The following is a 13,987-nucleotide window of genomic DNA, read 5'->3' as shown; positions in this document are numbered from 1 at the left end:
TCTTTTAATCATGACCAGCTAAAGATCAATAAAGTTATCCAATTCTAATGTCCAATCGTAATCTTTGAAGGAAAGCGATTGGGCTGCGTTTCTGGAAATGATCTGAAATTCTTCAAGAATGCTTAGCGTACCTTTTTTACCACCAAAATCACCTCTAAACCAACTAAATAATGCGGTAACCTCTACTGCGTCAATGTCATCTTGAAGCGTTGTGGTGCGCATTAAAAAACGCTTTGTTCCGGCTTCAAATTGGTCATCTAAACGACCGGGTTCATAGATGGCGACAGGCGGACAGTCTTTGGCGCCGCAATTCAACGCAAAATGGATGCGATAGTCCGGTTGGTAAACTCTTAGATTTCGTTCCATTTTACTTGTAAACCATTTGTGAATATAGCCTCCTCCCAATTCCCATTGCGATTTTCTTAGAATACCATGTTCTATAAAGGCAAATGAAATTCGGGTGCCTGCAATGGGGATTTGATCGACCTTAAAAAATGCGTTTTTGTCTTTATAAAGTTCAGGGTGCTCGGATAATAGGATTTGGATGTAGGCATTGTATATGTTAACCCAAAAAGCAATCTTTTGCGCATCAGAGGCCAATCCATTTACCAAGGTTTCCATAGAAATTTGGTCTAATTGTGCTTGTAGCTCGGTAGTGCTTCTGCCATCTTTTATATAGCGCAGCAAAGTTTCGGAAAGGGCATTGAGGTTTGTTTCTGAATAATCGGATCCTATTTCGTCGCTAGCGTCGAAGGTTAGGGTAGATAGTAAAAAGGCAACGATGAGGAATAGCAATGTAAACCCTCCAATGCTGATGTATTTTTGTTTTTTGGAAAATTTCATAGGAAAATATGTGGGCATATAGATTAAGTCGTTAGCAAAGGCTCTGCATAACAGCTGCAATCTAAACTTTAATTCAAAAATGACTTAATGTTGAGGTTTACGGATTAGCATATATTTGATGTAAGGTTACAAGAACGAGTAATGCAATTAGTCCAAGCTAAAACAGCTGCACATCAGCTATTTTAAGGTTCCTATTACTCTTGTTAAGTTTTTAAAAATTCGCTAAGGGTTTGCGGTTTGTTTAACCCCCAAAATAAAAATGTAACTTTTTTACCTATATGATTGCAATAAAGCTAGATAAAGTGCCCTGCATACATATTTGGTTTAAAACAAAAAAGTTGCCCGAAAGCAACTTTTTACACGTATTACGAAAATCAGCACTATAAGATGAGACCCGCACAACTAACGCGACCTCCTGCGGCACCTGTGGGTTGGGTTACAAAATCATCAACTCCTTGGTGCACAATAACGCCTTTTCCTGTGATGTCTTTGGTGTCTTCGCCACAACCAATGCACCATTCGTCTGTAGCAAATTCAACTTTTCCGTTACCATCGGCATCCGCAGTAAAATTACCTATATCTCCTTTATGATATCCTTCGGTAGCACCCCATTTGCCATGTGCACTAAAGGTAGGATTCCAATGACCGCCGGTAGATGTGCCATCTGCGGCAGAGCAATCTGCTTTTTCGTGAATGTGAATGGCATGTTCGCCAGGAGTTAGTCCCGATATCGTTGCTACCATTTTCACCTCTCCGTTCGCTTCAGTAAACGTTATTTCGCCACTTACGTTAGTGTCACTTTTAGGTTCAAGAGTCACATTAAGCGTTTTGGGCAGTACTTCTTCCACTACTGCTTTAATCTCCGTTTCGGCGGCATTTACTTCTTTTTTCACTTCTTTACATTGGTAGGAAATACTGAGAAGCACTCCCAAGGTCAAAATTTTTACTACTTTCATAATCTATGATATTTATCAAATTTTCAATAAAGTTACAGAATAATTTAGGTGAAGTCAACCAAATACGCTCTTGATTTTCACCGATCGGACATTTTTAGGCTTCTTACCTCATGGAGACTACAATTTGTCATGCAAGTTTGTAATTACACGGGTTTCACTGTACAAAGTACGGTGCACCGGACATTTGTTTGCAATCTCTAAAAGGCGTTCTCGCTGTTGGGTGTTCAAATCCCCTTTTAGGGTAATATCTCGTGTAAAGGTATCTATTTTGGATGCGGTTGTGTCGCAATCCTCACAGTCTTTGGCGTACGATTTGTCATGCGAGATATGTACTTCTACTTGGGCAACGTGCCATTTTTTTCGTCTGGCATACATTTGTATGGTCATGGCGGTGCATGCCGCCAAACCCGCAGCGACCAACTCATAAGGCGAAGGGCCGTAATCCTTGCCACCTACATCTAGCGGTTCGTCTGCCATTAACTGGTGATTACCAATTTTCATAGGGGTGCTAAATCCTGCATCATGATCCAAACTGGCCACAATTTGATGTTTGCTTTTTAGTTCGGGTGTTTCAGGGATATCTACGTACCGTACCGCCCATCCAGAAATTACGGTACCTACATACTCCGAATCTTTTTTTTGCATAAGCAAATGATCTGCACCGTCTAAGGAAACAAAACTTTTGGGATGGTGTGCCGCTTTGTATATCTCCTCTGCATTTTTAATGCCTACTGTGGTATCTTGTGGAGAGTGCATAATAAGGATTGGCTTTCGCAACTGGGCAATGCTTTGCGGCATGGACTTGGTTCGTAAATCTTCGATAAATTGTTTTTTTATCGTAAAATCTCTTCCACTAAGGTTCACCACAGCTTTGCCATTGGCTTCTATTTCTTGTAAATCACTTTTAAAAAGATGCGCAACATGAGCCGGATCAGAAGGAGCTCCAATGGTAGCAACCGCTTTAATGGTGCTTATGGCATCTGCGGCATAAATGACAGCGGCACCCCCTAGCGAATGACCTATAAGTAAAACCGGTGCTTTGTATTGGTCTTCTAAAAAAGCGGCCGCTGCAATTAAATCGGACACATTACCCGAAAAATTCGTATTTTCAAAATCTCCTTCACTTTCACCAAGACCCGTAAAATCGAAGCGAAGAACGCCAAATCCCTTTGCGGTCAGTTCCCTACTGATATTACGGACAGCAGACAAATTTTTGGTACAGGTAAAACAGTGGGCAAAAAGGGCAAAATTATGAGGCTCCTGATGCGACGGTAATTCTAAGCGACCCACCAAGGTGTCTCCGGTTTTGTTTGTAAAAGTTACTTTTTCTAAACTCATTCTTATAATTTTCTGTGCGTTTTTTAGGATAGAACGTACCAAAGTGGCGCATCCCTTAGCATTGGTCGTAAAAAGGAGGAATTCTTAAGCTGCGCTCGTGGTTTTTTTGGCTACATCCTAGTTATTTTTCGCATTTGCAGCGATTTCTGCTAATTTGTCGGCAATCTTTTCTTTGGATAACCACGTTCCCCGAACCATAACTCCTTCTATTTGCTTTAACGCCTTAAGATTTTCTAACGGATTGGCATTCAGTAATACCATATCGGCATCCAATCCTTCTTTAATTGATCCAAAGATGTCTTGCATTCCAAAAAATACCGCCGGATTTAAGGTGCCGGATCGAAGAATTTCTAAGGGGGTCATTCCGGCTTGGGATAGACCCTCAATTTCATGGTGTATCGAAAAACCGGGAACGTTAAAGAGCTGCGGAGCATCAGAGCCCAGCAACATACCATGACCATTTTTTTGTAATTTTCGAATTAATTGGCGTCGAATCACATTAAACCTGTGCCATTGGTCTGCATCAAATCCCGCAGCAGGATCAATAGAAGCGTTTTTCCGTTGCTTCCAGTCCTCCAATGTTGTTGTGGGCATATAGCGCATTTCGGGTTGTTGCAGTAATTCCTCGGCAGCCACCGGAGCAAACCAGCGCTCGAATAAACTTTGAGTTGGTACAATCCAAACCTTATTTTTTTTAGATAATTGAACTAATGCATCGATGTGCAAGGTATCAGCCAAGTCCGTAAAATTATATCCAAAAAAACCATTGGCGTCGGCTGCTACTTTGGCATCGGGAGGTACCAAGCCCTCCAAAAAGCCGTCAACATGATCTATAGAGGTGTACCCGCTTTGTAGGGCATGACGAATGCCTACATCAACAGGAACATGGCCGGCAAATGTAATACCAACCTCGTTTGCCGTTTGTACCAGCTGATCAAACGCTTCCTTTTTTATCCCGGGATGAATTTTCAGAAAATCGTATCCTTCCTTTTTATAAGCCTTTACTTTAGCAATGGCCTCTTCGGGCGTTGGTATTGAATTTCCATTAAGAGATGGACCCGAAGTGAAAATACGCGGACTTTGTAGGGTTCCAGATGCGGCTTGTTCTTTTAATATTAAATGCGCCGGATCGCCCAGCATCCCTCTTATTGTAGTAACACCGTTAGAAAGGTATAAAAATAGGGTTTCTTCTATACGTTGCGCACCCACCGAAGGCGGTGGAATATGTGCGTGCATTTCTGCCAAACCTGGCATAAGAAACTTACCGACACCTTCTATGATGGTTGTAGCCGTGTAGGGCTTTAAGGTGCCTTCTGGCGCTATGACTGCAATTACCCCATTACGCACAAAAACTGTATTTTTAGTCACAGAACCGTCGGTAACATCAATAATATCTACATTCGTAATGACAGTGTCATAATGCGTTGCTTGTTTCGAGGTGCAACTCAAAAGGTAAAAAGAAAAAAGGATAGCTATGGTTTTCATCAGTATATTTATTTGCGAACTATGCGATATTCCCCTAATTACGTTTTCGCGATTCCGAGTCTTGAAAACGAGAAGTAGCTGCTATTTTACGTAGGTACCTTTCAGGTTTTTACGGGATACTCATGATCAAGATGGATCTGAATATCATAGTTTTACCTACCTTGCATAGATGATTTCGGAAGATACCCATTCCCTCGAAAACCTACACCGAACCATCTATTGGCAACCGAAATATACCATTTTTTAGCGAAAGGCAGGGTAGGGGTGCGGTATTTTTTCCTTACATTTAGATCATTTACGTAACAGCATCCATTTGGTATGAAGCGCAGTAGCCCGCCTTGGTATTATTTACTCATTTTAGTTGTGGCTAGTGAAGCTGTTTTTCTGCTCCCTTTTGTATTGCCCCGTGTTTTTAGACCTACGATTTTGGCCTTATTTGAGTTGAGCAACACGCAGTTAGGGCTTTGTTTTTCGGTGTATGGTTTGGTGGCATTGTTTTCGTATCTTTTTGGAGGTCCTTTGGCCGACACTTTTGCCCCTCGGAAACTGATCGCTATTTCCTTATGGATGACTGCTTTGGGTGGTATCGTATTTGCAACCTATCCGGTTTTTTGGGTGCTTCAGGTTCTGTATGGCTATTGGGGTTTTACTACTATTTTTTTGTTTTGGGCACCCATGGTAAAGGCCACAAGGGTATGGGGCGGTAGCCGTGCGCAAGGCAAAGCCTTTGGGTTTTTAGATGGGGGAAGGGGAATTACCGCAACGCTATTTGGACTTTTAGGCGTTTTTATATTTGCTTTTTTTGTGGGTGCGCAAAGTGAGGCTACCTCCTTTTTAGATCAGCGGGCAGGCTTTACGTATGTGGTCTATGTAGTTTCTGCCTTAATCGTTGGTATAGGATTTTTGGTTTGGTTTTTTTTGAAGTCCGACGCCGATGAGCGAGGCTACAAACTAGATAAAATAACCCCAAATGAACTTTTGTTAGTGCTAAAATTACCCTCGGTCTGGTTGCTTATGGTTATTATTTTATGTGCGTATACCGGTTATAAGATTACCGATATTTTTGCGCAATATGCCCAAGAGGTTCTCTTTTATGATCCGGTGGATTCGGCACAAATAGGTACCTTTTTATTATTTATGAGAGCTTTTACTGGGGTTTGTATCGGATTTTTAGCGGACCGTACCAAACCTACATTTTGGCTTACCGTAGGCTTTGTATTCGTCTTCTTAGGTGCTTTCCTTTTTGCTACTGGGGTTACCGTTGCCTCCGAATGGTATTTTATGTTATCTAATGTCATTGTTGCGGTGGGTGTGTACAGCGTACGGGCACTCTATTTTGCAGTAATGCAACAAGGTCATATTCCCCTTGCTTTAACGGGTACGGCGGTGGGCTTAATTTCCTTAGTGGGGTATAGTCCCGATATTTTTGCCGGTCCGGGCATGGGTTATTTGTTGGACGCCAATCCGGGAGTAGTAGGCCATCAACATGTATTTTGGGCGTTGGCTTTTTTTTCGGTGATTGGCGGCACGGCTGCAGCGCTGTATCACAAGTTGTACCGCACGTAAAATACATTTCAGGATTTGGACGGCGTAAAAGGTTGCCTACTGAAAAAAATAATCCATCAACCTAGATTAAGGTAAGGAGTCATCTATGTTTAATTCATTAAACCCTAACCATTTATCTCAGAATATATGGGATAAATTACAGGTGGAATTTTTATATGGAGAATTAAGGAATACGGCGATTTTCAATGTAGAAATTGGGATCCATAGTCACTGAAGTATTGTTCGCCTTCAGTTTTTCGCTTTTCCATTTCGCAGTAGGATGTATCCATTTTTTTTCACCGTTTACAAAAATCCGTAAAGGCATATCAAAGCCTTCCACTATATCACTATAACGATAAGAAAGGAGTTTGCCTTCTATCTTATATTCCAGAACTGGAACTTTTACGGTTCTTAAATATTGATCAAAGAAAGGCTGCAAATTTCGTTGCATTTGTGCACTAATATATTCTTCTATTTGATCCGTAGTTACGGTTTGATGGTAGAATTCCGTATTAAGTCCTCTAAGAATTTCGCGCCATTTAGAATCGTCGTTAACTACTTGGCGAAGGGTATGCAGTAGATTAGCGCCCTTAATATACATATCGCTGCTGCCTTCCTGGTTCACATTATACGGGCCAATTAAGGGGCGATCGTTTCTGATGTTTTTACGCAATCCATAAATGTATTCTTCGGCTGCCTTGGTACTTTCATGATAATCTAAAAACAGGCTTTCTGAATAGGCGGTAAACCCTTCGTGTACCCACATATCGGCAATGTCTTTATAAGTGATATTGTTGGCAAACCATTCATGCCCCGATTCGTGAATAATTAAATAATCAAACTTCAATCCCCAACCCGTTCCAGAAAGATCTCTGCCGAGATACCCTTTTTGATATTGATTGCCATAAGTTACCGAACTTTGATGTTCCATACCTAAGTAGGGGGTTTCTACCAGCTTAAAACTATCCTCATAAAAGGGATAAGGGCCAAACCAATATTCAAAAGCTTCAATGGTTTTAGGCGCATCTGTAAAATGTACCTTGGCCTTTTCTAAATTATAGCGTAATACATAGTAATCCATGTCTAAAGTTCCTTTTTCACCTTGGTATTTTTCCCCAAAATGTACATAATCCGCAATATTTACATTAACGCCATAATTATTTATAGGATTGCTCACAAACCAATGAAAGGTTTTAGTTTCTCCGTGATCGTCTATTTTTAGGAGACGACCGTTAGACACATTGATCAAATTCTTAGGCACTTTAACACTGATGGCCATACTATCGACCTCGTCGTACATATGATCCTTATTGGGCCACCAAACACTGGCACCTAAACCTTGGCAAGAGGTGGCTACAAAGTGATTGCCGTTTTCATCTTTGTCCCATGAAAAGCCTCCGTCCCAAGGTGCGTTTACCGCTTCTTTGGGATGGCCGGAATACTGTACTATTATTTCATTACTATCGCCAATCTGTTGCTTTTTTATAAGGTGAACAAAATGTGCATTAATGTTGCTATCTACTTCCAATTCTTCCCCATCTTGCGTTACTTTTTCAATTTTTAGCGGTGGCTGTAAATCGAGTTGCAGCATTTGATTTTCTTTTAAAACGGTATAGCGAATGGTATTGCTGCCCGCGATATATTTTTTATCGGGGTCTACGGCGATGTCTAAATGATAAAAGGAAAGATCCCACCATTCGCGTTCCGGGGTAATGCTCCCTCGCAAGGTGTCTTGTTCCGTAAATTGCCATTCTTTGTTTGTTAAAAGTTGTGCATTCCCTAATAGGGCAGTCCCTATAAAAAGAAGCAAAAGAAATTGGATTTTAGATTTCATTACAGGTTTATTTTGGCGGTTAGTTATAGAGATATCACATACTATCTAAAAATGGCATTGGGAAATACCACCGGACTCTCAAATCCATTAGCTCCTACAGATGCGATTCCAAAAAAGAAATTATCGATCACTACACCATCTAAGGTATAGGCATTTACATCTCCTACATAACGGCTATGATCCCAAGTGGGGGAGGTGGTGTCTCGCCAATAAATTTTATACCCTACGGCACCAGCTACTTTAGTCCATTGAAATTTGGCCGACGGGGCAACAATGCCCCCTATTTTAACTTCTTTGGGTGCCGGGGGTGCCCATGCCAAAGAAGCCAAATTGATGGCATTCACTGCGGTTAGTTTTTTAGCGTACTCAAAATTGACATGTTCTAGTACATCGCCATACGCTATGCCGTTTTCTACTCTAATATCTTGGTGTTGTTGCGTATAATTTTCATGCGCTTCCATGATACGTATACCGGCAAAACCGACATCATTAAAGGGTCGGTGATGGCCGCCACGACCAAACCTATCCAACCGATAAATAAGCATGGGGTTCATTTCGGGCATATATTTTTTTACTGTTTTATGTACATAGCGAGCCAATTGCCTGGAGATTCCGTCGACTTCCCCGCCATAAAACCGGCGGGCATTACGTTCCTTTTCGGTTTCGGTAGGAGGAACAGGTTCCGAAAAAATACGGAAATCCCGGTTGCTTATAACACCATTGACACCGGTGATATTTCCAATCATGTCATTGTTCATAATTCCGATAATTTCCCATCCCTTTTCTTTTGCATAAGCGGCAAGCCCTTTTCCACCATATAAACCTTGTTCTTCTCCGGAAAGCCCCACATATAAAATGCTGTTTTCGAAAGCGTATTTAGACAGTACACGAGCCGCCTCAATGGTACCCGCCATACCACTGGCGTTGTCGTTGGCACCGGGCGAATCTGAGGTGTAATTGGTGGGATCGCTTACTCTGGAATCAATATCACCACTCATAATGATATAGCTGTTCGGATATTTGGCTCCTTTCTGTACCGCTACCACATTAACCACATATACGTCTTTTACAATACGATCATTATCGCCCTTTTTTACCAAATCTTTTTGATAAAATACCTCGAGACAATTTTTGCATTCACTCGAAATTTTATCGAACTCGCTTTTAATCCATCTTCGGGCGGCACCAATGCCACGGGTGGCAGATAGGGTATCACTAAGGGTATGTCTTGTCCCGAAATTAGCTAAGGTAGTTACATCTTTTTTAATGCGCTCGGAAGATATGGCATCTATAATTTCGTACAAGCGCATATCCGTTTGAGCATTTAGAGATGAATAGCAAAAGAGGCAAAGAATAATAATTTTTTTTAACATTTTAGTGCTATTTATAGGTTCTAAAGTACGTTTATCTTGATTGGTTTTTTCTTAACATAATGTTAATACATTTTCTTGTTCATAGACCATATTCCAAAAAATGGTCCTAAAAAAAGAATCAAAAAAAGAAACTTGGTATCTATGGTATCTGCCAAAAACGAAAGGGTCTGTATGCTTATAATGCTAATCGCAAAACCAATACTGTTCATTAGCGTTAGTCCTGTTCCTTTTAGTGCCGGAGGAATAGCAGCAGCTGCTAGGGTTGAGAACTGCGGAGAATCCGAAATTACAGCCATACCCCAAAAAGACCAAACACCTAAAAATAGAATGGCCGGTAATTGAAAGGACCATGGCGATAATAGGCAGAAGATTCCGGAAAGGAGTAAGGATACCCATGCCACCTTACGGCTACCTACTTTTTTTGACAGCATACCTCCTAGAATACAGGAGAAACTTCCAATTCCGATGATCACGGAGGTCCATAAAGGTACAGATAGCGAAGTATTGTTTGCGGTATTATACGTTTGTATGGCAAGTGGGGTAAAAGCCCAAAAGGCATACAACTCCCACATATGACCGAAATAGCCAAAGGTCGCTTTTTTATACGCTTTTATGTTAAATAAGGAAGGCCCCGCCTTTACCTGTAATTTGAAGCTAGGCTTTCGGTAGGGGCCATTGGGTACCCATACCCAAAGTGCAAGGCCGCCAAGTAGAGCAATTACCGAGGTCGTTTTAATGACATGGGTATGATTGTGCAACGATAATTCGGTTACCAGATAGGGAAATGCAGAACCTAAAACAAGAGCGCCCACTAGAAAACCGAGTGCTTTTCCCAATCCTTTGTCATAGTAATCTGCTGCTATTTTCATGCCAACAGGATAAATTCCTGCCATGAAAAATCCGGTGCCAAAGCGAGCAAAAAGCATGATCCAAATGTGCATCGGCTCTATAAGCAGAGCCGCATTGCATAGTGCGGCTAAAAAGGCGCAGCCCATAAATACCCGAGCCGGTGGAAATCGATCGACAACCATCAGCAACGCAAAAACCAGCGTCCCTAAAATAAAGCCAAATTGTACAGAGGACAATAAATAGCCTACAATGGCTGTTCCTATTCCTGTAGCTAATGCCAATTGGCCTACAATGGCATTTCCTGCAAACCAAAGCGAAGTACAAGCAAATTGGGATAGGATGATGATGGGGAGAATATGGCCTCGGGGTTTTATATTCATACAGCAGCATTATAAAGCCAAATATACCACTATCCCGAGCTTCGATTTGTCCGAATTGGGTTTTTTGGATAAAATTTTGCTAGGAATTGTGAATTGAAAACGGATACTTTAAATTCACAAACCATTCTGGATACATTTTTTTTCTAAACCTGTTGTGCATTTTGATTATATAGTACTTATTTGATGCTAAAATCTATAGACTATCGCTCGTCTGCGACGAGTGCCGCACCGCTGGTCCTAATGTACGCTAGTGCTCGTTTGCAACGAGTACCGAACCGAGTAGGAAATACGGAATGCCGAAACCCTGCTCGTGTGCGTATCCTTTTGCGTTCCTTCCTCCGCTGATCCTAATGTACGCTAGCGCTCGTTTGCAACGAGTACCGAACCGAGTAGGAAATACGAAATGCCGAAACCTTGCTAGTGTGCGAATCCTTTTGCTTTCCCATGCTGGCGCAAGCGTCACGCTTGGGCCATACCGAACATTCAGGGCATCGACTATGTTTCCAATTTAACCAGGCAGCTGAAAAGCCTAAGCCATCCCAGCCTTAGCGGGGCCGACGACCTAAAGGCACAGGCCCCCGGCAATTATGTCTAAACTCCATTGGGCAATTGGTGGAAGATACGGGTGAAGGATTGACCTATTCGTACAATGCCAGCGGACTTGTTGCCGAAATCAAAAAAAATAACCTAAATTTGGTTACGTTCTTTTACAATGACAGGGGCCACAGGGTGCGCAAGGATACGTACGATGGCAATGGCATCAATATAGTTCAGACCACCCACTATGTCAGGGATGTCTCCGGGAGTGTCATGGGGGTTTACACTAACAGCACCTTGGTGGAACAACCAATTTATGGCAGTGGTCGTATAGCCGTTCACAATAGGCAATCCAATAATACCGAGTACGAACTCACGGACCACCTGGGCAACGTACGGGCGGCATTTGCCGTAAGCGGCGGCAGCCCCGATGCGATGAACGCCACGGATTACTACCCTTATGGCATGCCCATGCCGGGCCGTAATTTGGTTGGCGACTATAGATATGCGTTCCAAGGGCAAGAGAAGGACCCGGGGACGGGCAAGGAGGCCTTTGAGCTGCGGTTGTGGGACAGCCGTATTGGGAGGTGGTTGACAACGGACCCGTATGGGCAGTATGCATCACCCTATCTTGGGATGGGGAACAACCCGATAAGCCTTGTCGATCCCAACGGGGGAATGACCGACTGCCCGGATTGCCCGGACCCACAGATAGCAACCGTGCAATTGGACGAGGTGGTGGTCACGGCTCCAAGAATCAACAGTTCTTGGAACACGGAAAGTATGTATTGGAGTACTACGTTCCAAGGAAACCTGAGCGATTGGAATGCATTGAACGGGACCAATTTCACAGACCCACGTGATGCCTTCGATTGGTATAAGCAACAGGAATGGAATGCCATTAAATCCCAACATTGGGCTGAGTTTTATGCAGGGAGAGAGGCATATGGCAGGGGTGTTATCCAATTGATGAGTGCATTGACATTGCCGGTGAGTTTCGCCGAATTAGGAACGGCAGCCGTTATTTACTCTGGTAGTCGGACAGCATTGTCGTTTTCTGACGATATTGCTTTGCTGTCTGATGATATTGTTCAATATAGTATCAAATCTATACCGCGAGCACCTAGAGGAGGCATATTGATAGAGAATACCTTTTACAATGGTGGGCAATTTATCCCAGGAGCAAGAACGACATTGAATTTTGGGAGACAGACACAAAATTTTTCATCTTTGCCTTTTGGAGCTAGCACATTAAGACCTGCTGTTCATGCAACCTTGAGTACTCCTGCTCTTAATGGAGCGACGGGTGTTGGACTTTCATCGCTTTCATTGATTAGATATTATCACAAAACAAATCAAGGTAATTAGGAATTATGTTTTTTAACAAAAAAACCATTTTAGGTAAGGCTTTAAAAGAATTCTATAAAAGAACAGATATAGAAAAATGTCAAATCAACATAACTCATAAAGGAGAAATAATTTCTCAGATATTTAAGGCTAGTAACTTTTCAAATAAATATAAATTTTCAGATGACTTTAATATTGCCATAGTTACCAAAAAAAAGCCTCCAAAAGACTTGCTATATGAATGGGAAATAGGTTACCTAGAAACTGATTTTAATAGAAAAATAGTACTCTGTAACAAAGAAAAAGTTAATGTGGAAAATCTTATCATGCAAATGATAAAAGAGGATTTGGGGAGCATTGACAAAAATATTGATATGGAAATTCAAATGAACTGTTATTAAACAGAACGATACCCAGACCACCCATTACGTGCGGGACGTGGCAGGAAGTGTCATGGCCGTATATAACAATTCCACACTTGTGGAACAACCCATTTACGGCAACAGCCGGATAGGGGTTTACCATACCCCCCCCTTCGGGGGGGACAGGGGGGGCTGTATATGAACTTACCGACCATTTGGGCAACGTTCGTGCGGCATTTGAAGTTAGCGGCGGTAGCCCCGATGCGGTGAACGCCACGGATTATTACCCGTATGGCATGCCCATGCCGGGCCGTAATTTGGTTGGCGACTACAGGTACGCCTTCCAGGGCCAGGAGAAGGACCCGGAGACGGGAAAAGAGGCCTTTGAGCTTCGTTTGTGGGACAGCCGTATCCCCTCGCTGGTCCTCGTGTACGCTAGTGCTCGTTTGCAACGAGGACCGAACCGAGTAGGAAATACCGAATACTGACCACCCTGTTGGTGTGCGCATCCTTTGGTGTTCCTTTCGCCAATGGCAACGCCATGGACGATTTTGCCTATGCCTACAAAACGGGCACCAACCAGTTGAACCATGTGCAGGATGCGGTCACCGCGGCCACCAATGCCGACGACCTAAAGACACAGGCCCCCAACAATTATGTCTATAACTCCATTGGGCAATTGGTGGAAGATACGGTTGAAGGATTGACGTACGATGTGCGTCCCGAGGCTCCCGGGACCAAGGTACTCGTCCCCTAATCGGGATGACGGCTTTTGTACCCATCGTAAAATCAATCTAACTCAGGCTTTTTATAACCTGAATCTATTAACCCCGATGGCGCGGATTTGCACCATAAATCCGCATGTCTTTAAAAATAAGGTTATTTCGCCATTCTCATTGTTCAAATTTGACTAGATAAGGCAAAGTTTCACTTCTCTAGCTGATAAATTTAGGTGAATCCATTGATTTATATGAATTTAGCTCAGAACAAAGCAAAGGTTGGTCTGTCCAATATGCTTGGATTAGTTTGTTTTAGGTACTTTTTTGGGTTTGATCAGGATAATCTAAGTTTTAAAATGCAATTTACCATATACCCTTAATTTGTACTGCCTTGCATTTTTAATCCATTTAGCAGGGAT

11 protein-coding genes are annotated in these 13,987 nt (G+C 42.4%); 4 read left to right on the top strand and 7 right to left on the bottom strand.

The annotated features are described in order from the left end of the window. Nucleotides 1–18 precede the first annotated feature (18 nt). The 4 genes from U1E44_RS08465 to U1E44_RS08450 form a co-directional block, all read right to left on the bottom strand. Nucleotides 19–843, bottom strand: coding sequence for a DUF547 domain-containing protein (locus U1E44_RS08465; RefSeq protein WP_322930636.1), 825 nt, complete (start codon nt 841–843; stop codon nt 19–21). A gap of 380 nt (nt 844–1,223) precedes the next feature. Continuing rightward, on the bottom strand, nt 1,224–1,799 hold the full coding sequence (locus U1E44_RS08460; RefSeq protein ID WP_322930635.1) for a superoxide dismutase family protein: 576 nt from the start codon (nt 1,797–1,799) through the stop codon (nt 1,224–1,226). A 117-nt stretch (nt 1,800–1,916) separates the two neighbouring features. Then, nucleotides 1,917–3,137: a bifunctional alpha/beta hydrolase/OsmC family protein gene (locus U1E44_RS08455; RefSeq protein WP_322930634.1), complete on the bottom strand. Its 1,221-nt coding sequence runs from the start codon at nt 3,135–3,137 to the stop codon at nt 1,917–1,919. Nucleotides 3,138–3,254: 117 nt separating this feature from the next. Next, the gene (locus tag U1E44_RS08450; RefSeq protein ID WP_322930633.1) at nt 3,255–4,622 is read right to left on the bottom strand and encodes an amidohydrolase family protein; all 1,368 of its coding nucleotides are present in this window, start codon (nt 4,620–4,622) and stop codon (nt 3,255–3,257) included. A 318-nt stretch (nt 4,623–4,940) separates the two neighbouring features. Between U1E44_RS08450 and U1E44_RS08445 the strand changes: the two genes are divergently transcribed. Further along, on the top strand, nt 4,941–6,188 hold the full coding sequence (locus U1E44_RS08445) for an MFS transporter (RefSeq protein ID WP_322930632.1): 1,248 nt from the start codon (nt 4,941–4,943) through the stop codon (nt 6,186–6,188). A 163-nt stretch (nt 6,189–6,351) separates the two neighbouring features. Here the strand turns inward: U1E44_RS08445 and U1E44_RS08440 are convergent, their stop codons facing one another. The 3 genes from U1E44_RS08440 to U1E44_RS08430 form a co-directional block, all read right to left on the bottom strand. Continuing rightward, complete coding sequence (locus U1E44_RS08440; protein WP_322930631.1) at nt 6,352–8,001, bottom strand: M1 family metallopeptidase; 1,650 nt, start codon at nt 7,999–8,001, stop codon at nt 6,352–6,354. A 41-nt stretch (nt 8,002–8,042) separates the two neighbouring features. Then, nucleotides 8,043–9,311 carry a M28 family metallopeptidase gene (locus tag U1E44_RS08435; RefSeq protein ID WP_322930630.1) on the bottom strand — a complete coding sequence of 423 codons (1,269 nt, stop codon included), beginning with the start codon at nt 9,309–9,311 and terminating at the stop codon, nt 8,043–8,045. A 125-nt stretch (nt 9,312–9,436) separates the two neighbouring features. After that, on the bottom strand, nt 9,437–10,603 hold the full coding sequence (locus U1E44_RS08430) for an MFS transporter (protein WP_322930629.1): 1,167 nt from the start codon (nt 10,601–10,603) through the stop codon (nt 9,437–9,439). 612 nt (nt 10,604–11,215) lie between these two features. Between U1E44_RS08430 and U1E44_RS08425 the strand changes: the two genes are divergently transcribed. From U1E44_RS08425 to U1E44_RS08415, 3 genes are all read left to right on the top strand, one after another. Then, the gene (locus tag U1E44_RS08425; protein ID WP_322930758.1) at nt 11,216–12,508 is read left to right on the top strand and encodes an RHS repeat-associated core domain-containing protein; all 1,293 of its coding nucleotides are present in this window, start codon (nt 11,216–11,218) and stop codon (nt 12,506–12,508) included. Nucleotides 12,509–12,513: 5 nt separating this feature from the next. Beyond that, nucleotides 12,514–12,888, top strand: a complete 375-nt coding sequence (locus tag U1E44_RS08420) for a hypothetical protein (RefSeq protein WP_322930628.1) — start codon at nt 12,514–12,516, stop codon at nt 12,886–12,888. Between the two features lie 460 nt (nt 12,889–13,348). After that, the gene (locus U1E44_RS08415; RefSeq protein WP_322930627.1) at nt 13,349–13,606 is read left to right on the top strand and encodes a hypothetical protein; all 258 of its coding nucleotides are present in this window, start codon (nt 13,349–13,351) and stop codon (nt 13,604–13,606) included. The last annotated feature ends 381 nt before the right edge of the window (nt 13,607–13,987 follow it).

The sequence above is a fragment of the Aurantibrevibacter litoralis genome (assembly GCF_034651555.1).
Taxonomy (GTDB): Bacteria; Bacteroidota; Bacteroidia; order Flavobacteriales; family Flavobacteriaceae; genus Aurantibrevibacter; species Aurantibrevibacter litoralis.
This window is presented reverse-complemented; position numbering and strand designations above follow the sequence as displayed.

Excerpts from the sequence above, each read along its gene's own strand:
- U1E44_RS08445 (WP_322930632.1), top strand. The coding sequence starts at position 4,941 with ATGAAGCGCAGTAGCCCGCCTTGGTATTATTTACTCATTTTAGTTGTG.
- U1E44_RS08420 (WP_322930628.1), top strand. The coding sequence starts at position 12,514 with ATGTTTTTTAACAAAAAAACCATTTTAGGTAAGGCTTTAAAAGAATTC.
- U1E44_RS08430 (WP_322930629.1), bottom strand. The coding sequence starts at position 10,603 with ATGAATATAAAACCCCGAGGCCATATTCTCCCCATCATCATCCTATCC.
- U1E44_RS08450 (WP_322930633.1), bottom strand. The coding sequence starts at position 4,622 with ATGAAAACCATAGCTATCCTTTTTTCTTTTTACCTTTTGAGTTGCACC.
- U1E44_RS08465 (WP_322930636.1), bottom strand. The coding sequence starts at position 843 with ATGAAATTTTCCAAAAAACAAAAATACATCAGCATTGGAGGGTTTACA.
- U1E44_RS08440 (WP_322930631.1), bottom strand. The coding sequence starts at position 8,001 with ATGAAATCTAAAATCCAATTTCTTTTGCTTCTTTTTATAGGGACTGCC.
- U1E44_RS08435 (WP_322930630.1), bottom strand. The coding sequence starts at position 9,311 with ATGCGCTTGTACGAAATTATAGATGCCATATCTTCCGAGCGCATTAAA.
- U1E44_RS08455 (WP_322930634.1), bottom strand. The coding sequence starts at position 3,137 with ATGAGTTTAGAAAAAGTAACTTTTACAAACAAAACCGGAGACACCTTG.
- U1E44_RS08460 (WP_322930635.1), bottom strand. The coding sequence starts at position 1,799 with ATGAAAGTAGTAAAAATTTTGACCTTGGGAGTGCTTCTCAGTATTTCC.